The organism is Streptomyces sp. ATexAB-D23 (assembly GCF_000373645.1).
GTDB classification, from domain to species: domain Bacteria; phylum Actinomycetota; class Actinomycetes; order Streptomycetales; family Streptomycetaceae; genus Streptomyces; species Streptomyces castrisilvae.
Window position 1 is genome coordinate 91,701 of sequence record NZ_KB892018.1, and the last position, 20,580, is coordinate 112,280.

Consider the following 20,580-nt stretch of genomic DNA (forward strand, 5'->3'; position numbering starts at 1 on the left):
GCATGAGCGACATGACGCAGATGTACGACGTGGTGGTCATCGGCGGCGGGGCCGCCGGTCTGAGCGGGGCGCTGGCCCTGGCGCGGGCCCGGCGGTCGGTGCTGGTGATCGACTCGGGCAGGCCGCGCAACGCGCCCGCGTCCCACGTGCACAACTACCTGGGCCGCGAGGGCACGCCGCCCTCCGCGCTCCTGGCGACCGGCCGGGACGAGGTGACCGGGTACGGGGGCGAGATCGTGGAGGGCGAGGTCACGGTGGCCGAGCGGCTGCCGCAGGACGCCGGGTTCCGGGTCGTACGGGGGGACGGGACGGCCGTGACGGCGCGCCGGCTGCTCGTCACGACGGGGCTGGTGGACGAGCTGCCGCCGATCCCCGGGCTGGCCGAGCGGTGGGGCCACGAGGTGCTGCACTGCCCGTACTGCCACGGCTGGGAGGTCAGGGACTCGGCGATCGGGATCGTGGCGTCGAGCCCGATGGCCATGCACCAGGCGCTGCTGTGGCGGCAGTGGAGCGACGACGTCACTCTCTTCCTGCACGACGGGCCGGAGCCGAGTGACGAGGAGTACGAGCAGCTGGCCGCACGCGGCATCGCGGTGGTGGACGGCGAGGTGACCGGTGTGGAGGTGAGCGGCGACCGGCTGACCGGGGTACGGCTGGCGGGCGGCCGGGTCGTGGCGCGGGACGCGGTGGTCGTACAGCCGCGGTTCACCGCGCGCTCGGGCGTACTCGAAAGCCTCGGGCTGCGGCCGGCCCCGCTGGAGATGGGCGGGCACACCCTCGGTACGTACATCGAGGCCGACCCGATGGGCGCGACGGACGTGCCCGGGGTGTGGGTGGCCGGCAATGTGACCGGACTGATGGAGCAGGTCATCGGCTCGGCGGCGGCCGGGCTGAAGGCGGGCTCGGCCATTAACGGGGACCTCGTCATGGAGGACACCCGGCGGGCGGTCGACGCGCGCAACGCGCCCTCCGACGCGGAGATGTGGGACAACCGCTACCGGGAGAGCCACCGCATCTGGAGCGGCAGGCCGAACACCGTGCTGGTCCGCGAGACCGAGGACCTGAAGCCGGGCCGGGCGCTGGACCTCGGGTGCGGGGAGGGGGCCGACGCGGTGTGGCTGGCCCGGCAGGGCTGGCAGGTCACCGCCACGGACATCTCACGCGTCGCGCTGGCACGGGCCGCCGAGCACGCGGCCGAGGCCGAGGTCTCCGAGCGGATCGACTGGCGGTTCCACGACCTGGGGGTCTCGTTCCCCGAGGGGGCGTACGACCTGGTCTCGGCGCAGTTCCTGCACTCCATGGGCGACCTGCCGCGCGAGCGGATCCTGCGCCGGGCCGCGCGGGCGGTCGCGCCCGGGGGCGTACTCCTGATCGTCGGGCACGCGGGCTTCCCGCCGTGGGACCACGAGCACGCGGAGATGGAGCTGCCGACCACCGATGAGGTGCTGGCCGCGCTCGAACTGCCGGAGGGGGAGTGGGAGGTGCTGCTCAGCGCGGAGCACGAGCGGGTCCAGGACGACCCGGACGGCAACCCCGTCACCCGTACCGACAACGCGCTGAAGGTCCGGCGCCTGTGACCCCGGAAGCCGTATAGGGCGCGCCCTGTCCTATACGGCTTCTAGCGTCGTCTTCGAAGGCGGAACGAGACCGACGAAGGGCAGATCCATGAGCGACACCGCGACGGACACCAGCACGACGGCCACCACGCCCGGCCTGGACGGTGAGCGTGCCGAACTGCTGGAGGCGCTGACCAAGCAGCGGCACTTCCTGCGGTTCACCGCCCGCGATCTGACGGACGAGCAGGCGGGGCAGCGGACCACGGCGAGCACGCTGTGTGTGGGCGGGCTCATCAAGCACGTCACGGAGGCCGAGCAGACCTGGGCCGACTTCATCGTGGAAGGGGCGTCGAGCATGCCCGACTTCACCACGATGACGGAGGCCGACATCGCGAAGCGGATCGAAACATTCGCGATGCAGCCCGGGGAGACCCTGGCGGGCGTGCTGGACGCCTACGCCGAGGTGGCCGGCCGCACCGACGAACTGATCGCCACGCTGCCCGACCTGGGCGTCACGCACGCCCTGCCGAAGGCCCCCTGGTTCGACGGGGACGCGCGGTGGTCGGCCCGCCGGGTCCTGCTGCACGTGCTGGCGGAGACCGCGCAGCACGCGGGGCACGCCGACATCATCCGTGAGTCGCTGGACGGTGCCCAGAGCATGGCCTGACCCGCGACACGCCGAGCGCCCGCCGTCCTCCCCGGAAAGGGGCGGGCGGCGGGCGCGCTCGGTCGGGGGAGACCCGCGGGGATCAGGCCGCGGCCTTGATCGCGGAGATGTCGAAGTTCAGCTTCACCTTGTCGCTGACCATCACGCCGCCGGTCTCCAGCGCCGCGTTCCAGGTCAGGCCCCAGTCGGAGCGCAGGATCTCGGCGCTGCCCTCGAAGCCGACGCGCTCGTTGCCGTAGACGTCGGTGGCGGAGCCGTTGAACTCCAGGTCGATGGAGAGCGGGCGGCTCACGTCCTTGATGGTGAGGTCGCCGGTGACGCGGTACTTGTCGCCGCCGAGCTGCTCGGCGGAGGTCGAGCGGAACGTCATCAGGGGGAACTTCTCGGCGTCGAAGAAGTCGCCACTGACCAGGTGGGCGTCGCGGTCCGCGATGCCCGTGTCCACGCTGGCGATCCTCACGTCGATGGAGGCGGTCGAACCGGCCGGGTCGGCGCCGTCCAGCTTCAGGGAACCCTCGTGCTCACCGAAGGAACCGCGGACGTTGGTGACCATGGCGTGGCGCACGGTGAAGCCGATGCTGCTGTGGGCCGGGTCGATCGTGTACTCACCCGTGAGGGCGGCCAGGGCGGGGTCGACGTCGACCGTGGTCGTGGCGGTCGCGGTGTCGTTGGACTTGCGGTTGAACAGAGCCATGGCTCCTCCTCGGGGACGGGGTCGAGCGGCGGGCCCGACTTGTTGTTTAACCTTCAACGAGATTCACTGTAGACCCGTGTTGTTCAAAGTTCAACATCTGTGATCCGGGTCGGTGCGTCCGCGTCCGCGTGTTCACCCCGTCGTTACGCCGCACCCTCTGGTGACGCGCGTAGAACTCGGGCACTATCTCCCTGACAGGATTGTCATGAACAGGAGGAGACCCCCCATGGTGTTCCGCGCCCCCCACATGCCCCGGATGACGCTGCGTCCCGCCCTGACCGCCCTCGCCCTCGTTCTCGGCGTCCTCTTCGCCCCCGGCATCGGCGTCGTCAGCGGTACGACCGACGCCTACGCCGTCACCAAGCTCACCCACAGCCAGGCGACCTCGCGCTTCAGCTCCTCCGGCGTGGGCTGGACCTCCTCGGGCGGCTGTTCCAACCGCAACGTCTCCACGTGCACCTCCTTCGACCAGCTCAACCTGCCGAGCGCCCAGGGAGCCCAGACCCTCAAGAGCGCCTCGGGCTGCGCGCTCACCATCACCGGGGGCACCGAGACCGGGCACGCCAGCGGCACGTACTCGCACTGGAACGGCTACAAGCTCGACTTCAGCAAGACCACCTGCGTGACCAACTACATCAAGGGCCACTTCACCTACATCGGCCTGCGCGGTGACGGGGCGGCCCAGTACAAGTCGGGCTCCGGCAACATCTACGCCGACGAGGGCAACCACTGGGACACGACGTTCTACAACTGCGGCGGCTGCTGAGCCGCGTAGCCCCCTCCCCACAGGAGCTGCCTTGAACGCAATGAACCCGAGCCGCCGCGCGCTGCTGCGCACTGGGGCGGGAGCCGCGCTCGCCGCCGCCGGACTGGCGGCCGGCGCCCCGGCCGCCACCGCGGACGGGAGCCGCGCGGCCCTCGTCACCGGGGGCAGGGTCCGCAACCTCACCGGACCCGCCGAGACCGGCCGCTTCGCCGCCCCCTGGACCGACCTCGGCATCCCGGCCCGCTGCCCGGACGGCAGCATGCTCTTCGTCTGCGGCGACACCTTCGACGGCGGGGGTGTCGGCGGGCCCGACTGGCGGTCCCCGGTCGGACTGCGCTCCTCGAACGCCTCGCCCGGCTCCCTCGCCATCGACGGCAGCGTCGGCGGCGCGCACGCCGTCGGACTCGTCCCCGAGGGCCACGACGGCGGCACCACGGCCATCCCCTCCGACGTCTTCACCGTCGGCTCCACGATGTACATGCACCTGATGCGCGGAGTCATCTACCGCACCCACCACTCCGACTTCTGGCGCTCCGACGACAACGGCGAGACCTGGCAGTACCTCTGCCAGTGGCCCGGGGACCAGTACGGCGGCCAGTTCCAGCAGAAGACGTACGCGGTCGCCGACGACGGCTACTGCTACGTCCTGTCCACGGCCTTCAACCGGGACATCACCTCCGGGCTGCTGCTCCACCGCGTCCCGCAGAACGCGCTGGGCGACCCGGCCGCGTACCAGCCGTGGGGCTACGCGGGCGGCGCCTGGGGCTGGGGGAATCCGCCGACCACCATCACCGGGGCGCGCCGCTGGGGCGAGATCTGCTTCCGGGCCATGGGCGGGAAGTACGCGTTCACCTGGCTCAACATGGCGCCGCTCGACATCCGGGCGCAGGTCTTCGCGCTGCCGACCTCGAACCTCTTCACGACCCCGGAACAGACCATGATCCTGCCGACCGTGCCGGGACTTGAGGTCGGCAACGCGGTGGCGAGCCCGTACGGCGGGTTCATCGTCCCGGGATCGACGTTCGCCGACTTCCACATCGCCGTCAGCCAGTGGTTCGACAACCAGAACTACCGGGTGATGCAGTACCGCATCAACGGGCTCGCGGCCTGAGCCCGCACAAGCCGGCGCCCCCGCTGTTCCCGGGCGGGGGCGCCTTCATGCGTGCGGGGCCGGGGTCAGAGGGCCGTGTCCAGGGCCCGGCGTGCCAGGGCGACGACCTCGGCGTCGGTGACGAAGTGGGTGTCCTGGTCCGCCGAGGCCCCGCCCGCGCCGAGCGGGACCCAGGTACCGCCGGGCCGGCGCGGGGCGCGGGCCTTGGCGGAGAGGTGGACGGCGGCGACACCGGCACGGGCCAGCGCCGGGATGTCGGCGACGCGCACGCCGCCGCCGGCCATGACCTGCACCCCCGGGGCGGCGGTCACCATCGCGGTGATCGCCGCCAGCCCGTCGGCCGCGGCCGGGGCGCCGCCCGAGGTGAGGACCCGGGTCAGACCGAGCGAGGGCAGCAGCGTGGCGGCGGCGACCGGGTCGGCGGACTGGTCGACGGCCCGGTGCAGGGTCACCTCCACCGGGCGGCCGGCGGCGCGGGCCGCGTCGGCGAGCCGGGCGACCGCGTCCGTGTCCAGGGCGCCGTCGGCGGTGAGCGCCCCGATGACCACTCCGGCGGCGCCCGAAGCGATGACGGACCGCACCTCTGCGGCCATCAGCGCCAGCTCCTCCGCGTCGTGCACGAAGTCACCGGGCCGGCACCTGACGAGCGCCTGCACCGGCAGCCCCTCGGCCGCGACCGCCTCGACCAGGGCGGCCGACGGGGTCAGGCCGCCCAGCTCAAGAGCGGCGCACAGCTCGACCCGGTCGGCGCCGCTCTCCCGGGCGGCGCGGGCACCGGCCGGTGAGGTGACGGCGATCTCCAGCGCGGGGCGGGCGCTCACTCGTCGTCCCCGGTCAGCGGCTGGTCGGAGGCGGGGATGATGCGGGCCGACAGGTCCGGGTCGGCCATCTCGCGGTCGAAGGGGAACATCGGGCGGCGGATGCGGTGGTGGCCCAGGCGCACCAGGTCCTGGTCCACACCGCCGGGGGTGAGCGCCATCTTCCAGCCCACCGACATGTCGAAGAGCTCGGGCTCCAGGTAGCCGATCTTCACGATCACGATGTCGGCGCCGCGCGGGTCGAGGTCCAGGTCGGTGAAGTCGTGCTCGTGGTGGTACGGCTTGCGCAGCTCGGTGAGGATCGCGTACACGCTGCCGACCCGGATCACGACCTCGGTGCGCGCGTCGCGGTCGCCGTGGCGGACCGAGTGCACCGTGCCGGTCAGGGTGACCGGGCCCGCGTGCCGGTCGTCCACCTCCGCGCCCGCGGTGACCGTGACGGTGGCGCCGACCCCGGCGGCGGCGGCCTTCGCGACGGCGGCCGGTCCGGGCACCGAGGCGTAGATGACGGTCGGGCCGTCGTCCTCCCGGAACTCCGGGCGGGCCAGCAGCTGGGTCAGCCCCCAGGTCATGTCGCCGGAGCCGCCCGCGGTCGGGTTGTCCCCGGTGTCGCTGATGAAGTACGGGCGCCGGTCGGAGTCCAGGGCCTCGTCCAGGATTCCGTCGAAGGTGCCGGTCGGGGCGACGAACTCGAAGTCGTCGCGGGCCTTCCAGAAGCCCTGGGCCAGCCGCTCCGCCCCCGCCGCAACGGCGGCCCGGTCGGTGCCGGTGACCACCACGACGGCGCGGTTGCGGGGCTCGTCCGCCCAGGCGTAGCCGACCCAGATCGCGGCGTCGGTCACGCCGTCCACGGCCTCGACGTCGGCCACCGCCGCGTACACGCTCCTGGCGGGCTCGATCCGGGTGGAGGTCTGCTCGCCGGCCAGCAGCACCGGCACCGGCACCCACGCCTTGACCGGGCGCGGCGCACCCGAGACCAGCAGCTCCACCAGGTTGCGAACGGCCCGCTCCTTGGTCTCCATGTGGTCCTCGTGAGGGGCCAGCCGGTAACAGGTGATCAGGTCGCTGCCGTGCGCGAGCTCGCGGGAGACGTTGCCGTGCAGGTCCATCGAGGTGGAGATGATCACGTCCGGGCCGACGGTGGCGCGGATGCGGTCCAGCAGGACGGCCTCCGCGTCGTCGACGCCCTCCACGGTCATCGCGCCGTGGATGTCGTACCAGAGGCCGTCCGGGCGGGGCAGCGCGGCGAGCCGTTCGATCAGCTCGTCGGTCAGCTCCTTCCAGGCGGCGGCGGTGACGGTGCCGCCCGGCAGCGACTTGCCGACCAGGGCGCCGTGCCAGTCGGCCGCCTCGCGCAGCTCCTCACCGGGGGCCAGGAAGGGGTAGCGGTCCAGCACCTCGGCGCCGCGCGAGGGGTGGAAGGCGGCGGCCCGGGTGCGGGCGGGGGAGAAGGTGGAGGACTCGATGCCGAGCCCTGCGATGGCGATGACCGGGCGGGATGCGGCGGTGCGGGATTGCGACATGGCTCCTCGTAGGGTCGGGCGTCAGAGTTGACGGGGGTCGAGCGCGGCGATCCGGTCGGTTCCGCCCACCTCGTGCAGGGCGTGGGCCAGGGCGCGCTGGAGGGCGAACTGCCCGGCGCCGACCAGTCCGGCGTCGGCGCCGAGCCTGGTCCGCTCGATGGTGAGGTGCTCGGTGACGAGCGGATGGCAGCTCTCGTAGAGCCGGCTGCGCACAGCGGCGACGAACTGTTCCAAGGTGGAGAGGATGCCGCCCAGGTAGACGGCGTCCGGGTTGAAGAAGTTGACGTTGGCGGCGAGCACCTGGCCCAGGTAGTCCCCGGCCCTGCGGACCGTGCGGGTGGCCAGCGGGTCGCCGTCCAGAGCCAGCCGGGCCACGTCCTCGGTGCTGTGCACGTCCGCCCCGCGCTCGCGCAGGATGCGGACCAGCGCGGCACCGGACGCCACGGTCTCCAGGCAGCCGGTGTTGCCGCAGGAGCAGGGGATACCGGCACCGGCGTCGATCCGGATGTGGGTGATGTCCCCGGCCGCGCCCTGCGCGCCCCGGTACAGCCGCCCCTCGACGATCACGCCCGCGCCGATCGCGGAACCGATCTTCACCATGATCGTCTGGGCGTTCCCGTCGGGCCGGACGGTGTGCTCGCCGACCGCCATGCAGTTGGCGTCGTTGTCCACGGCCGCCGGGACGCCGAAGCGCTCCTGGAGCCAGTCGGCGACCGGGAAGCGGTTCCAGCCCGGCATCCGCGAGGGCCGCACGACCGACCCCGACACGGTGTCCACTGGGCCGGGCAGCGAGAGCCCGACCCCGCGCAGGTTGCCGGTGCCGTGCTGCTCGGCCAGCGCCTCCAGGGCCTCGGCCAGCCGGGGCAGGGCCGCCTCGGGCCCGTCGGCGATCAGGAAGGGGACCGTCGAGACGTCGGTCAGGCCGCCGCCCGGAAGGACCACGCCGATCCTGGCGTGCCGGCCGCCGAGGTCGGCGGCGACGGCGAACTCGTCACGGCCCCCGATCCTCAGCGCCTTGCGGGGGCGTCCGCCCGTGGAGGACTGGGTGCCCTCCTCGGCGACCAGACCCCGGTCCACCAGGTGCGCCACGGCGAGGGAGATGGTGGAGGCGGCGGCCCCGAGGCGCTCGGCGAGTTCGGCACGTGAGGTCGCCTGACCCGAAGCGATGAGTTCCAGAACACGCACGGCGAGGGACGGGGTCCCTTTCGTGGCCTTGCGGTCCCACGCACTTATTCCAGTCATGTACAAAGTTACTTCCGCAACGGGGTATGTGGCGAAGACGATACGCCCGGACTTCGCACAGGGGAACACTGGAATGAAGGAAGTGCGTCACCCGCAAAATCCCTTATATCCACCCAATCTGCCCCAAGGGGTCGGGAGAAAAGGGGCAGCGAGACTTTCGTCGAATGTGCAGTAACTTACTTGTTACTAATTCTTGTTTGTTTCTTCGGCAACTGCGGCGTTAGCTGTCGTGAACGCAGCGCCGACCCCCCGAGCGGCTGCGGGCCCTTTCAATCCGAGGAGTGTCATGATCCTTACCCGCACGGTGAAAAACCGTCGCTGGGCCCTCGCCGCGGGCGCCGCCACCACCGCGGCCGTACTGCTGTCCGGCTGCTCCGGCGGGGGCACGACCTCGTCCGGCTCCGGCTCGTCGGACAGCATCAACTACGCGCTGCCGGCGAACTTCACGCCGAACTGGATCCTCCCGGTCGGCACCGCCGCCCACCTGAACACCAACAACTCCTCGATATCCCAGTCCCTCTGGGAACCGCTGATCGCCTACGACGGCTCCACCGGCAAGGTCGGCTGGAACAAGGACAACTCGCTGGCCACCGCCGCCGACTTCGCCGACGACAGCAAGAGCGTCACGATCACGCTCGGCGACCGGCACTGGAGCGACGGCGAGCAGATCACCTCGCGCGACGTGCAGTTCTGGTTCAACCTGGTCAAGGCCAACAAGGAGGACTGGGCGAGCTACAGCCCGGGTAAGGCGCCGGACAACTGGACCGCGCTGAAGATCGTGGACGACACCCACTTCACGATCACCTTCGACAAGGCGTACAACACGCAGTGGATGCTCGCCAACGAGCTGAGCATGATCCGCCCGATGCCGCAGCACGTCTGGGACAAGACCAGCGACGCGGGCGAGGTGTCGGACCTCGACCTCACCCCGGCGGGCGCCAAGAAGGTCTGGACGTACCTCAACACGGCCGCCAAGAAGATCTCCGGTTACGCCACCGACCCGCTCTGGAAGACGGTCAGCGGCCCGTACACCATCAAGTCCTTCTCCACCGCCGGCAAGGTGCAGCTGCTGGCCAACGCCAAGTACGACGGCGGCGGCAAGGCCAACATCAAGACCGTGAACCTGCTCCCGTTCACCACCACGGACGCCGAGGAGAACGCGCTGCGGGCCGGCACGGTCGACTACGGCTACATCAACGCCACCAACCTCAGCCAGGAAGCGTCCTTCACCGCCAAGGGCTACACCCTCAAGCCGTGGGCCGGCTGGGCGATCACCTACATGCCCTACAACTTCAACAACCCCACCATGGGCCCCGTCTTCAAGCAGCTCTACGCCCGCCAGGCGATCCAGATGTCGGTGGACCAGGCGACCCTGTCCAAGGTGATCTACAACGGCACCGCCGTCCCCACCTACGGGCCCGTCCCGCAGGGTCAGACCTCCTCCTTCATCTCCCCGGCACAGAAGGACAACCCGTACCCCTTCTCCACCGCCAAGGCGAAGAAGCTGCTCACCGACCACGGCTGGACCGAGCAGAACGGCACCATGGTCTGCACCGACGCGGGCAGCGGCGACGACCAGTGCGGCGCCGGGGTGGACAAGGGCACGAAGTTCCGGATGCAGGTGCTGTCCCAGTCCGGCTCGACCGTGACCGACAACCTGATGAGCGCGCTCCAGTCCTCCTTCGCCAAGTCCGGCATCGGCTTCGGCATCAAGACCGCACCGGTCAACTCCGTGCTCTCGCAGGCCGGTCAGTGCGAGACCGGCGACGCCGGCTGCAAGTGGCAGCTGTCCTTCTTCGGCAGCGCGGGCAGCTGGTACTTCCCCGCCTACCCCAGCGGTGACGCGCTCTTCGCGACCGGCGGCGGCTCCAACTTCGGCAGCTACTCCAACCCGGCCGCCGACAAGCTGATCAGCAAGACCACCACGGACTCCTCCGACGCCGCCATGCAGGAGTACAGCGAGGCCCTGGCCAAGGACCTCCCGGTCATCTGGCTGCCGGAGCCCGACTACCAGGTCTCCGTGGTCAAGAGCGGCCTCGGCGGCTTCGCCCAGGACTCGCTCGCCAACTTCCACCCCGCCATGTGGAAGTGGACCAAGAAGTGAGCCGGGTCGCCGACCACGCGCACCACTGAGCCGAAGCGACCGGATAACACATGAGCACTTCCTCGTACCTCCTCAGGCGGGTCCTCCAGGCCGTCGTGGTGATCGTCATCGTGACGATCGTGGTCTTCGGTCTGCTGCACGCCCTGCCCGGGGGTCCCGCACGCGGGATCCTCGGCCCACAGGCCACCGCACAGCAGATCACGGCCTTCAACCACGAACAGGGCCTCGACAAGCCGCTGCCCGTGCAGTACTTCTACTACCTGAACCAGCTGCTCCACGGTGACCTCGGGACCTCGTACACCCTCAACGAGCCGGTCTCCCAGCTCATCACCGAACGGCTGCCGAAGACACTGCTCCTCACCGTCCTGTCGGCCGTCGTCGGCCTGGTGCTGGCGATCCCGCTGGGCATGTGGCAGGCCATGCGGCGCAACAAGCCGGCGGACTACGTCATCACCACGCTGAGCTTCATCGCCTACTCCACGCCCGTCTACTTCCTCGGGCTGATCCTGGTGCTGGTGTTCAGCCAGGCGCTGCCGTGGTTCCCCTCCCAGGCGCCCCAGGGCGACACGCTCGCCCAGGTCTTCTCCGAACCGCAGGCGCTGGTGCTGCCGGTGGTCGCGGGCGCCGCCTCGATGATCGCGGTGTTCAGCCGCTACATGCGGGCGGCCACCCTGGAGAACCTCTCCGAGGACTACGTCAGGACCGCGCGGGCCGGCGGCTCCCGCTCCCGCGCCATCCTGTGGCGGCATGTGTTCCGCAACTCGCTGACACCCGTGGTCGCCATGCTCGGCTACTACGTGCCGGTGCTGTTCGGCGGCGCCCTGGTGGTCGAACAGCTCTTCAACTACCCCGGCATGGGCCTGCTCTTCTGGACCGCCGCACAGTCCTCCGACTACCCGGTGCTCCTGGGCTGCGTGCTCGTCATCGCCATCGCCACCGTGACCGGCACGCTCCTCGCCGACATCGTCCAGCGGTTCATCGACCCCCGAGTGAAGGCAGGCCGGGCATGAGCGCCGTCATCCAGCCGGGCCAGGTGCCCGGCAAGGCCACCGCCGCCCCCGTCACGGCGTCCGGCACCCGCCTCGCCGTCCGGCGCTTTCGCCGCAACAAGCTCGCCGTCGTCGGGCTCGGCGTCGTCGCCTTCTTCTTCCTGTTCTGCTTCGCCGGTCCGCTGGTGTACTCCACCGACCAGACCCACACGCTGCTGGACCAGGTCAACCTCGCCCCCAGCGGCTCGCACTGGCTGGGCACCGACGCGGTCGGCCACGACGTGCTGGGCCGGCTCATGTACGGCGGCAAGGTGTCGCTGATCGTCGGCCTCGCCGCAGGCGTCCTGGCCACCGTCATCGGCACCCTCTGGGGCGCCGTCGCCGGTTACGCGGGCGGCTGGGTCGACGCGGTCATGATGCGGGTCGTGGACGCGGGCATCGCCATCCCCGCCCTCTTCATCCTGCTCGTGGTCTCGGCCATCACCACCCCGGACCTGACCGGGCTGGTCGTCATCCTGGGCTTCGTCTCCTGGCTGGTGCCGTCCCGGCTGATCAGGGCCGAGACGCTGAGCCTGAAGAACCGCGACTACGTGCTGACGCTCCGCGCCATCGGCGGCACGCACGGCCGGGCGATCATCCGGCACATCCTGCCGAACTCGGTCTCGACCATCATCGTCGCCGCCACCTTCCAGATCGCCGACGCCATCCTGCTCGTCGCCTACGTCTCCTACCTGGGCCTGGGCGTCCAGCCGCCGTCCACCGACTGGGGCGGCATGCTCTCCGCCGGTCTCACCGCCGCCTACTCCGGCTACTGGTGGCTCATCATTCCGCCCGGCCTGGCCATCATCCTGGTGGTGTGGGCGTTCAACGCGATCGGGGACGGGCTCCGCGACGCATTCGACGTGAGGGGACGCGGATGACCGTCACCCAGAGCCCCGCCGCACCGCAGGCCGGGCCGATTCTCGAACTCGACGACCTCGGCGTCGTCTTCACCACCGAGAGCGGAGAGGTACCGGCCGTCCGGGGCGTCTCCCTCCACGTCGAACCCGGCGAGACGCTCGCCCTCGTCGGCGAGTCGGGCTCCGGCAAGTCCACCATCGCGCTCGCCGCGATGGGCCTGCTCACCGGCAACGCCCGAGCCACCGGCAGCGCCGTCATCGCCGGCACCCAGGTCGTCGGCGCCCGCGAGAGCGACCTCGCCGCGCTGCGCGGCCGGACCGCCTCCATGGTCTTCCAGGAGCCGGCCACCGCGCTCGACCCGCTGACCCGCGTCGGCCGGCAGATCGCCGAGGTCATCCGCAACCACCGCGAGATCTCCGCCAAGGAGGCAGCCGCCGAGGCCGTCGCGCTCCTGCGCAGGGTCGGCATCCCCGAGCCGGAGCGGCGGGCCACCGCCTACCCCTTCCAGCTCTCCGGCGGACAGCGCCAGCGCGTCGTCATCGCCATGGCCATCGCCAACAACCCCGCCCTGCTCATCGCCGACGAGCCGACCACCGCGCTCGACGTCACGGTCCAGGCCGAGATCCTCGACCTGCTGCGCCGGCTCGCCGCCGAGACCGGCACCGGGGTCCTGCTGGTCACCCACAACATGGGCGTCGTCGCCGACTTCGCCGACCGGGTCGCCGTGATGTACCGCGGCGAGATCGTGGAGACCGGACCGGTCGAGGACGTGCTCCTGCGCCCGTCGCACGAGTACACCCGTCGGCTGCTCGCCGCCGTGCCCCGGCTGTCGGTGGCCGAGGCGGGCAGGGCGGCCCCGTCCGCCACCGACGCGGCCCCCGGCACCGAGCCGGTCGCCGAACTCCGCGACGTCTCCGTGGTCTTCGGCCGCGGCAAGAACGCCGTGCGGGCCCTGGACGGTGTCTCCCTCGCCGTGCACGCGGGCCAGACCCTGGGGCTGGTGGGCGAGTCGGGCTCCGGCAAGTCCACCGCGTCCAGGGTCGCGCTCGGGCTGATCGCGCCGACCTCCGGCACGGTCTCGCTGTTCGGCACCGACCTGGGGCGCGCCAGGTCCCGGGCCCGCCGGGCCCTGCGGGCCGGAATCGGCGTGGTCCTCCAGGACCCGGTCGCCTCGCTCGACGCCCGGATGACGGTCGGCGAGTGCGTCGCCGAACCGCTCAGGGTCCACCGCCGGGGCCTGAGCGCCAAGGACCGCCGGAGCAAGGTCGCCGCCATCCTCGACCGCGTCCGGCTGCCGCGCGAACTCGCCGACCGGGCCCCCCGGGAGCTTTCCGGCGGCCAGCGCCAGCGGGTCAGCCTGGCCCGCGCACTGGTCCTGGAGCCCCGGCTGCTGGTCGCCGACGAACCCACCAGCGCGCTGGACGTCAGCGTGCAGCAGGCCGTGCTCGAAGTGATCTCCGAGCTCCAGGACGAGCTGGGCTTCGCCTGCCTCTTCGTCTCCCACGACCTGGCCGTCGTCCAGCACTTCGCGCGGCGCGTCGTGGTGCTGCGGGGCGGCCGCATCCAGGAGCAGGGCCCCACCGGGCAGACCCTCCTGCACCCGGAGACCGACTACACCCGCGGCCTGCTGGCCGCCGTACCGGTGCCGGACCCGGTGGTCCAGCGCGGCCGCAGGGCCGAGCGCCTGGCCGCCCTCACGGCCGGCCGGACGGAGGCCCAGGCATGAACGACGCGTACGACCGCGGGCTCTTCGCGGGCGTCGACATCGGCGGCACCACCACGCAGGTGGTGCTGTGCGACGACGACCTGAACGTCCTGGACCGGGCCGAGACGGCGACCCCGGCGGACCGGGGCGGCCGGGCCATGATCCGCGCGGCCCTGGACGTCCTGGCCCCGCTGCTGGAGCGCACCCCCGGCCGGCTCACCGGATGCGGGGTCGGCGCCGCAGGGGTGGTGGACTCCGCCACCGGGCGCATCCTGGTGGCCAGCGACTCCTTCACCGGCTGGGCCGGTTTCGGGGTGACGAAGGCCCTGGAGGAGGCGCTCGGGGTCCCGGCCTTCCTGGACAACGACGTCAACGCCTTCCTGTACGGGGAGACGTCGGGCGGCGCGGTCCGGGACGAGCGAGACGTCCTCGGGATCACCCTCGGCACCGGCGTCGGCGGCGCGCTGTGGAGCGGCGGCGCGCTGTTCACGGGACCGCACGGCGCGGCCGGCGAGATCGGGCACATCCCCGGCTTCGGCGACCTGCTCTGCTCCTGCGGCGGACGGGGCCATCTGGAGACCCTGGCCTCCGGCCGCTCCATCGGCGCCCGCTACGCGGAGCGCACCGGCCGGCGGCTGACCGCCCGGGAGGTCGCACAGGCGGCGGAGCACGGTGACGAGGACGCCCTCGCGGTGTTCCGGGCCGCCGGAGACGGCATCGCACGGGCGATCGTGATGACGGCGGGCGTCGTCGACATCACCACGGTCGTCGTGGGCGGCGGGGTCAGCCGCGCCTGGCCGCTGCTGAGCCCGGTCGTCCTCGCCTCGCTGGCCGCCGAACCGCCGGTCAGCGGGCACCCCGTCCGGCTGGTCAGGTCGGGCCTCGGCTCCGACGCCGTACCGGTCGGCGCCGCCGCCCGCGCACGGCGTGAACTCGCGGTGGGTGCCCCGGCCTGACCCCGGGCCCCCGGACACAGAGGAAGGACCCCCGTCCCGCCCGGACGGGGGTCCTCCCTGTCTCGTGGGTGAGGTCAGGACCCGACGCTCACCGTGAACCGCCGCGGGTTGCCGTCGTTCGCGGCGCCCGAGACGTCCGGCTCACCGTCCGGGCGTACGTCGTCGTACGGGAAGGCGTACCCGATCGGGCTGTTGGCGTGGACGATCCGCGACCAGTGGTTGGTCACCGCGCCCTGGTAGTAGTCGGCCACCGAGGTGCCGTTCGGCTGGTCCGGGTGGCTGAGCATGATCGACCGGTTGAAGCCGGCCGCGAGCCGGGCGAGCAGCGCCTTCTTGTCGTCGTTGTCCGCCGGGTTGTTGGTGAAGGGCCCGTGGTTGCAGGTGAAGATGTCCTTCGAGACGGGCTTGGAGAAGGTGTGCCCGCCGTCGAACGTCAGGGTGTCGCCACTGACCCGGCCGGCCCGGACGCCGCGCCCGCCCTGGAGGTCGATGCGCAGGTCCTCGGAGCGGTACTTCTCCCAGACCTCGTCGATCTGCGCGGTGAACAGGTCGCGGAACGGCATCTCGTCCGGGCGGTCGAAGTACGGCGCCATCAGGTTCTGCGGCGAGACGACCCGCAGCACGTTGCCGTCCGAGCCGCGCGTCACCAGCTGGTCCCAGGGCTGGCCGTCGGCCGCCGCCTGGGCGATGAGGCCGTCGGCGATGCGCTGCACGGCACCGTCCGGGAGCGGGGCCACGGTGTGCGTGGAGTCGCCCTCCAGGGTCAGGCCGATCGGCAGGGCCGTCACCAGGTCGACGTAGCTGATGTTGGCGTACAGCTGCTGCGGGTTGAAGGTGAACTCGCAGAACGACCAGGTGCGCCCGTAGTTCGGGTCCGTGGACGTGGCGAAGGCCGGCTCGACCAGGGCCGGGCCCGGGTTGACGTAGAAGTCCAGGGTGTCGTCGCGCACGAAGTAGACCCGGGCGCCGTACATCTGGGGGAGCGTCAGCACGACGGGCGCGCCGCCGGCCGCGTTCAGCGGGATGGCGCAGTCCACCGGGAGCGGGGTCTGCGGCTCGGCGGGGGAGTCCGGGGAGTAGACGCTGCCGTCGGCGCGCAGCAGGACCCAGCGGTCGGTGCCCTGCTCGTGGCCCGTGACGTAGGCGTTGACGCGGCCGGGCAGCGAGCGGTTCTCCAGGGCCAGTTCGCAGGTGGCCGCGGACGCCGACGCCGCCGGGCTCAGGGCGCTGCCCCACAGGGGGTAGGTGAGCGCGGTCGCGGTGGCGGCGGCGCCGCCCGTGAGGAACTTCCGGCGCGAAATCATGAGGCGACTCCGGGGGTACGTGGGGGGCGCGGACGAGTGGACCGTGCGGGGAGGTGGAACGAGGTCGTCCGCGGTGGCACCACTTTCGCGAGGAGCGGCGCAGGCGTCAAGACTTGTGACTGAGAGCGCTCTCAAAAATAAGGACTCTTCACAACTCGACGCTGGTCGGGGCCACTTGGCGGCCCTGCGCGGAGCGTCCGGCGTGACGCGTGATCAGGAACTGAACGCGGTGTCCGGGATCGCCCGTCTCCGCCCCACTTGGACTAACGGATGGGGGTTGTTGGACTGGAGAAGCCGTCGGGACCGTACGCCGTTGACGGTGCGCGGAGCCGACGACTACGCAATGCACATGTCACCAAGAAGTACGCCGGTGGGCGCAGCAGCCGCCGCCGCAGCCGCCGTCCTGGCCCTGGTGGGGACCGCGCTCCCCGCCGTCGCCGCCACCCCCGCACCCGCCGCGGCCGGCAGCGCCGTCCCCGCGGGCAGCCCCGTCATCTCCTCCCACCAGCTCGCCGTCGCCGTCGCTGCCGACTTCCCGCGCGTCCTCACGTACACCGACCGCGCCTCCGGCAAGCGGCTGACCGGCTCCACCCGGCCGGTCACCGCCGTCACCCTGAACGGCACCGCGCACCCCGTACGGCTCAAGGGCGCTCCGAAGACCACCGGGTCGGCCGCCCGCTACACGCTGGTCTTCACCGACCTGCCGGGCGTCGAGATCGACGCCACGCTCTCCGTCTCCGGGCGCGCGACCACCTTCAAGGTGACCGCCGTCCGCGACACCGCCGCCTTCCGGGTCTCCACGATCGACATACCCGGCCACGATCTGGTCTCCGTCGCCAGCACCGACGCCGGGGCCGCGACCGCCTTCACCCGGCTGGACACCGACTCCACGAAGACCGCCGACGTCTTCGCGGACGTCACGAAGGACACCCCCGCCGACTCCGCGCCCTCCGGGGCCACCTACGCGATCCTCAACACCGGGTCGCTGGCCGCCGCCGTGGAGTCCAACTCCTCGTACGACAAGCCCTCCGGCGCCACCGACGGCGACGACGCCCGCTTCTGGCACCAGGCCCGCAAGGAGGACGACGGCTCCACCCGGGTCGCCGTCTGGTCGGGGCAGTGGACCTACCGGGGCGAGGGGGCGCCGAAGCCGGAGAGCGGCGACAACCTGCCCTGGGCGAAGGTCGTCGTCACCCCCGACGCCAACGGCGACAAGGCCGTCGACTGGCAGGACGGGGCCGTCGCGTTCCGCTCCATCGGCGTGGTCGCGCCGGGCAGCGAGGACACCGCGGACCGGGTGATCACGCACATCCCGTTCAACTTCGCCAGCCAGGCCACCCACCCCTTCCTGCGCACCCTGGACGACGTCAAGCGGATCTCGCTGTCCACGGACGGCCTCGGCCAGCTCGCCCTGCTCAAGGGGTACGCCTCCGAGGGCCACGACTCCGCCCACCCCGACTACGGCGGCGACTACAACAAGCGCGCCGGCGGGCTGAAGGACCTCAACGCCCTCCTGAAGGACGGCAAGAAGTGGGGCGCCACCTTCGGCGTCCACGTCAACGCCACGGAGGCGTACCCGGAGGCGAAGGCGTTCGACGAACAGCTCGTCGACAAGACGAAGCCGGGCTGGAACTGGCTGGGCCAGAGCTACTACATCGACCAGCGCCGCGACATCAACAGCGGCGACCTCGCCGAGCGCTTCCAGCAGCTGCGCGACGAGACCGGCGCCAACCTCTCCATGCTGTACATCGACGTCTACTACACGCACGGCTGGATCGCGGACAAGACCGTCCAGGCCCTCCAGAAGCAGGGCTGGAACGTCTCCAGCGAGTGGGCCGACAAATTCGAGCGGGCCTCGCTCTGGTCGCACTGGGCCAATGACCTCGACTACGGCGGCGCCACCAACAAGGGCCTCAACTCGAAGATCATCCGGTTCATCCGCAACGGCGAGAAGGACGTCTGGAACAACGACCCGGTCCTCGGCCAGAGCGCCATCGACGAGTTCGAGGGGTGGACCGGCGAGACCGACTGGAACACCTTCTACGACAACATCTGGCAGCGCAATCTGCCCGCCAAGTACCTCCAGCAGCAGCAGATCACCCGCTGGGACGGCAACGACATCACCCTGACCGGCGGGGTCAGCGGCACCGTCGAGGACGGCAGGCGCACCTTCTACGACCACGGCCGCAAGGTGCTCAGCGGCACCGACTACCTGCTCCCGTGGGACGGCGGCAAGAAGCTGTACCACTACAGCCAGGAGGGCGGTACGAGCAGCTGGGCGGTGCCGTCGAAGGGCACGTACACCGTCTACGCGCTCACCGACAACGGCCGCGTCAGGACCGGCACGGTCCGCCCGGTCGACGGGAGGATCACGCTGAAGGCCGAGGCCGGACAGCCGTACGTCCTCTACCCGAACCAGGCCCCCCGGGCCGCGGACGCCAAGTGGGGCGAGGACACCCTCGTCGCCGACCCCGGCTTCAACGACGACCGGCTCGGCGACTGGTCGAAGACCGGTACCGCCGTCCGTGACACCGACGACCGGGGCCGCAACAGCGCGAAGCTCTCGGGCACCGCGACCGCCGCGCTCTCCCAGCGCATCGACGGACTGAAGCCCGGCGCCCGCTACACCGCGTCCGCCCTCATCGAGGTCGAACCCGGAAGGAGCAGGCACACCACCCTCTCGGCCGGCGGGAAGTCCGTCGCCGTGGACCGCTCCACCGCCAAGGACTACGTCGCCGCTTCCGACTGGCACGGCACGTACTTCCAGCGCGCCGAGGTCAACTTCACCGCCCCCGCCCATGGCCGCACCACCTTGCGCATCGAGGCCGCGAAGGGCAGCACGGCGAGTGTCCGCGCCGACGACGTACGCATCGTCGCCAACGCACCGGCCACGAAGAAGAACACCGTCGTCCACGAGGACTTCGAGGACGTCGCCCAGGGCTGGGGCCCCTTCCTCAAGGGCGACGCGGGCGGCTCCACCGACCCCCGCACCGTCATCTCCCAGCTGCACGCCCCGTACACCCGGGCCGGCTGGAACGGGAAGCTCGTCGACGACGTGCTCGACGGCAAGGAGTCGCTGAAGGCCCACGAGGAGAACACCGGGCTCGTCTACCGCACCGCCCCCTGGACCGTCCCGATGACGGACGGCCACCGCTACCGGGTCGAGTACGACTACCAGTCCAGCCACGCCGGGGCCTACGAGTGGGTCGACGGCTACGACCGGATCACCGGCGACGGCAAGCCCGCGTCCGTCGAGACCCGGACCACCGCCATCGGCGCCCAGCACACCACCGGCCACTTCGCCGAGACCCTCACGGCGGGCTGCGGCGACACCTGGACCGGTCTGCGCAAGCGCGGCGACGCCCCCGAGGGCGCCGACTTCGTCCTCGACGGCTTCACCGTGACCGACCTCGGCAGCGCCCCCGCCGACGAGCGGGCCGCCTGCTCCACGCTCGCGGTGACGGCCGCCGCCGAGACCCTGGAACCGGGCACCGCCAACACCGTGAAGGCGAGCTTCACCAACTACGAGTCCACCGCCGCCACCGGTGTCTCGGTGAAGCTGACCCTCCCCGAGGGCTGGCGGGCCGAACCCACCGGGGCCGTCACCTTCGACTCGGTCGCGGCCGGTGCCACGGCCACCGCGAGCTGGCAGGTCACCCCTCCGGCCGACGCCGAGTACCGCACGTACGCCCTGGCCTCCGAGGCGTCGTACACGACCGGCGACGGGCAGCGCAAGCTCGGCGCGCAGACCTCCGTGCGCACCCTGCCGCCGCCGCCCACCACGGACAGCTGGGCCAGTGATCTGGACTGGACGGCCACCACCAACGGCTGGGGGCCGGTCGAGCGCGACCTGTCCAACGGCGAGACCGGAACCGGTGACGGCACCCCGCTGACCATCGGCGGCACGGTCCACGAGAAGGGCCTCGGCAGCCACGCCCCGGCCACCGTCCGCTACTACCTCGGCGGCCGGTGCACCTCGTTCACCGCGGAGGTGGGCGTGGACGACGCGCAGAAGACCGCGGGCAGCGTGCGGTTCTCCGTCGAGGCGGACGGCACCGAGGTGGTGAAGTCACCGGTCCTCAAGGCCGCCGACGCCGCCTGGCCGCTCACCGCCGACGTCACCGGAGCCAAGTACGTCGAGCTGATCGTCGGCGACGGCGGCGACGGAAACGGCAACGACCACGCCGACTGGGGCAGCGCCCGCTTCCACTGCGGCGGCTGAACCGGCCGCGACAGGGGGGCGGG

At 71.6% G+C, this 20,580-nt stretch carries 15 protein-coding genes; 10 read left to right on the forward strand and 5 right to left on the reverse strand.

What is annotated here, in order from left to right; translation table 11 throughout:
• The first annotated feature begins 2 nt into the window (after positions 1-2).
• Positions 3-1,577, forward strand: coding sequence for an FAD-dependent oxidoreductase (locus tag B082_RS0118230; RefSeq protein ID WP_018553256.1), 1,575 nt, complete (start codon positions 3-5; stop codon positions 1,575-1,577).
• Between the two features lie 88 nt (positions 1,578-1,665).
• Positions 1,666-2,223 carry a DinB family protein gene (locus B082_RS0118235; protein ID WP_018553257.1) on the forward strand — a complete coding sequence of 186 codons (558 nt, stop codon included), beginning with the start codon at positions 1,666-1,668 and terminating at the stop codon, positions 2,221-2,223.
• An 82-nt stretch (positions 2,224-2,305) separates the two neighbouring features.
• Here the strand turns inward: B082_RS0118235 and B082_RS0118240 are convergent, their stop codons facing one another.
• Positions 2,306-2,917 (reverse strand): YceI family protein, encoded by a 612-nt coding sequence (locus B082_RS0118240; protein ID WP_018553258.1) that lies wholly within the window; start codon positions 2,915-2,917, stop codon positions 2,306-2,308.
• A 226-nt stretch (positions 2,918-3,143) separates the two neighbouring features.
• Here B082_RS0118240 and B082_RS0118245 point away from each other — a divergent pair, with 226 nt between their 5' ends.
• Positions 3,144-3,683 carry a hypothetical protein gene (locus tag B082_RS0118245; RefSeq protein ID WP_018553259.1) on the forward strand — a complete coding sequence of 180 codons (540 nt, stop codon included), beginning with the start codon at positions 3,144-3,146 and terminating at the stop codon, positions 3,681-3,683.
• A gap of 40 nt (positions 3,684-3,723) precedes the next feature.
• Positions 3,724-4,794 (forward strand): DUF4185 domain-containing protein, encoded by a 1,071-nt coding sequence (locus tag B082_RS0118250; protein WP_018553260.1) that lies wholly within the window; start codon positions 3,724-3,726, stop codon positions 4,792-4,794.
• Between the two features lie 65 nt (positions 4,795-4,859).
• Here the strand turns inward: B082_RS0118250 and B082_RS0118255 are convergent, their stop codons facing one another.
• From B082_RS0118255 to B082_RS0118265, 3 genes are read right to left on the reverse strand one after another with little or no spacing between them, the layout of a single operon-like run.
• Entirely contained in the window at positions 4,860-5,615 is a 756-nt protein-coding gene (locus B082_RS0118255) for a copper homeostasis protein CutC (protein WP_018553261.1), read from the reverse strand.
• Complete coding sequence (locus B082_RS0118260) at positions 5,612-7,135, reverse strand: M81 family metallopeptidase (RefSeq protein ID WP_018553262.1); 1,524 nt, start codon at positions 7,133-7,135, stop codon at positions 5,612-5,614. Before B082_RS0118260 ends, B082_RS0118255 begins: the two co-directional genes overlap by 4 nt.
• A gap of 21 nt (positions 7,136-7,156) precedes the next feature.
• A complete protein-coding gene (locus B082_RS0118265; protein WP_199783816.1) occupies positions 7,157-8,377 on the reverse strand; it encodes an ROK family transcriptional regulator in 1,221 nt (406 codons plus the stop codon).
• 286 nt (positions 8,378-8,663) lie between these two features.
• Between B082_RS0118265 and B082_RS0118270 the strand changes: the two genes are divergently transcribed.
• From B082_RS0118270 to B082_RS0118290, 5 genes are read left to right on the forward strand one after another with little or no spacing between them, the layout of a single operon-like run.
• Positions 8,664-10,481: a peptide ABC transporter substrate-binding protein gene (locus B082_RS0118270; RefSeq protein WP_018553264.1), complete on the forward strand. Its 1,818-nt coding sequence runs from the start codon at positions 8,664-8,666 to the stop codon at positions 10,479-10,481.
• A gap of 50 nt (positions 10,482-10,531) precedes the next feature.
• A complete protein-coding gene (locus B082_RS0118275) occupies positions 10,532-11,491 on the forward strand; it encodes an ABC transporter permease (RefSeq protein WP_018553265.1) in 960 nt (319 codons plus the stop codon).
• The gene (locus tag B082_RS0118280; protein ID WP_018553266.1) at positions 11,488-12,390 is read left to right on the forward strand and encodes an ABC transporter permease; all 903 of its coding nucleotides are present in this window, start codon (positions 11,488-11,490) and stop codon (positions 12,388-12,390) included. The genes B082_RS0118275 and B082_RS0118280 overlap by 4 nt, the downstream gene beginning before the upstream one ends.
• Positions 12,387-14,096: a dipeptide ABC transporter ATP-binding protein gene (locus tag B082_RS0118285; RefSeq protein WP_018553267.1), complete on the forward strand. Its 1,710-nt coding sequence runs from the start codon at positions 12,387-12,389 to the stop codon at positions 14,094-14,096. The genes B082_RS0118280 and B082_RS0118285 overlap by 4 nt, the downstream gene beginning before the upstream one ends.
• Complete coding sequence (locus B082_RS0118290; RefSeq protein WP_018553268.1) at positions 14,093-15,031, forward strand: ROK family protein; 939 nt, start codon at positions 14,093-14,095, stop codon at positions 15,029-15,031. Before B082_RS0118285 ends, B082_RS0118290 begins: the two co-directional genes overlap by 4 nt.
• Before the next feature lie 74 nt (positions 15,032-15,105).
• Here the strand turns inward: B082_RS0118290 and B082_RS0118295 are convergent, their stop codons facing one another.
• Complete coding sequence (locus tag B082_RS0118295) at positions 15,106-16,335, reverse strand: glycoside hydrolase family 64 protein (RefSeq protein WP_018553269.1); 1,230 nt, start codon at positions 16,333-16,335, stop codon at positions 15,106-15,108.
• 349 nt (positions 16,336-16,684) lie between these two features.
• Between B082_RS0118295 and B082_RS0118300 the strand changes: the two genes are divergently transcribed.
• Entirely contained in the window at positions 16,685-20,557 is a 3,873-nt protein-coding gene (locus B082_RS0118300) for an endo-alpha-N-acetylgalactosaminidase family protein (protein WP_026249923.1), read from the forward strand.
• Positions 20,558-20,580 lie beyond the last annotated feature (23 nt).

What these genes read in the sequence shown, in the direction of transcription:
- B082_RS0118240 (WP_018553258.1), bottom strand. Translation starts at nt 2,917, where the DNA reads ATGGCTCTGTTCAACCGCAAGTCCAACGACACCGCGACCGCCACGACC.
- B082_RS0118235 (WP_018553257.1), top strand. Translation starts at nt 1,666, where the DNA reads ATGAGCGACACCGCGACGGACACCAGCACGACGGCCACCACGCCCGGC.
- B082_RS0118270 (WP_018553264.1), top strand. Translation starts at nt 8,664, where the DNA reads ATGATCCTTACCCGCACGGTGAAAAACCGTCGCTGGGCCCTCGCCGCG.
- B082_RS0118280 (WP_018553266.1), top strand. Translation starts at nt 11,488, where the DNA reads ATGAGCGCCGTCATCCAGCCGGGCCAGGTGCCCGGCAAGGCCACCGCC.
- B082_RS0118295 (WP_018553269.1), bottom strand. Translation starts at nt 16,335, where the DNA reads ATGATTTCGCGCCGGAAGTTCCTCACGGGCGGCGCCGCCGCCACCGCG.
- B082_RS0118245 (WP_018553259.1), top strand. Translation starts at nt 3,144, where the DNA reads ATGGTGTTCCGCGCCCCCCACATGCCCCGGATGACGCTGCGTCCCGCC.
- B082_RS0118265 (WP_199783816.1), bottom strand. Translation starts at nt 8,377, where the DNA reads ATGACTGGAATAAGTGCGTGGGACCGCAAGGCCACGAAAGGGACCCCG.
- B082_RS0118260 (WP_018553262.1), bottom strand. Translation starts at nt 7,135, where the DNA reads ATGTCGCAATCCCGCACCGCCGCATCCCGCCCGGTCATCGCCATCGCA.
- B082_RS0118250 (WP_018553260.1), top strand. Translation starts at nt 3,724, where the DNA reads ATGAACCCGAGCCGCCGCGCGCTGCTGCGCACTGGGGCGGGAGCCGCG.
- B082_RS0118285 (WP_018553267.1), top strand. Translation starts at nt 12,387, where the DNA reads ATGACCGTCACCCAGAGCCCCGCCGCACCGCAGGCCGGGCCGATTCTC.
- B082_RS0118290 (WP_018553268.1), top strand. Translation starts at nt 14,093, where the DNA reads ATGAACGACGCGTACGACCGCGGGCTCTTCGCGGGCGTCGACATCGGC.
- B082_RS0118230 (WP_018553256.1), top strand. Translation starts at nt 3, where the DNA reads ATGAGCGACATGACGCAGATGTACGACGTGGTGGTCATCGGCGGCGGG.
- B082_RS0118300 (WP_026249923.1), top strand. Translation starts at nt 16,685, where the DNA reads ATGTCACCAAGAAGTACGCCGGTGGGCGCAGCAGCCGCCGCCGCAGCC.
- B082_RS0118275 (WP_018553265.1), top strand. Translation starts at nt 10,532, where the DNA reads ATGAGCACTTCCTCGTACCTCCTCAGGCGGGTCCTCCAGGCCGTCGTG.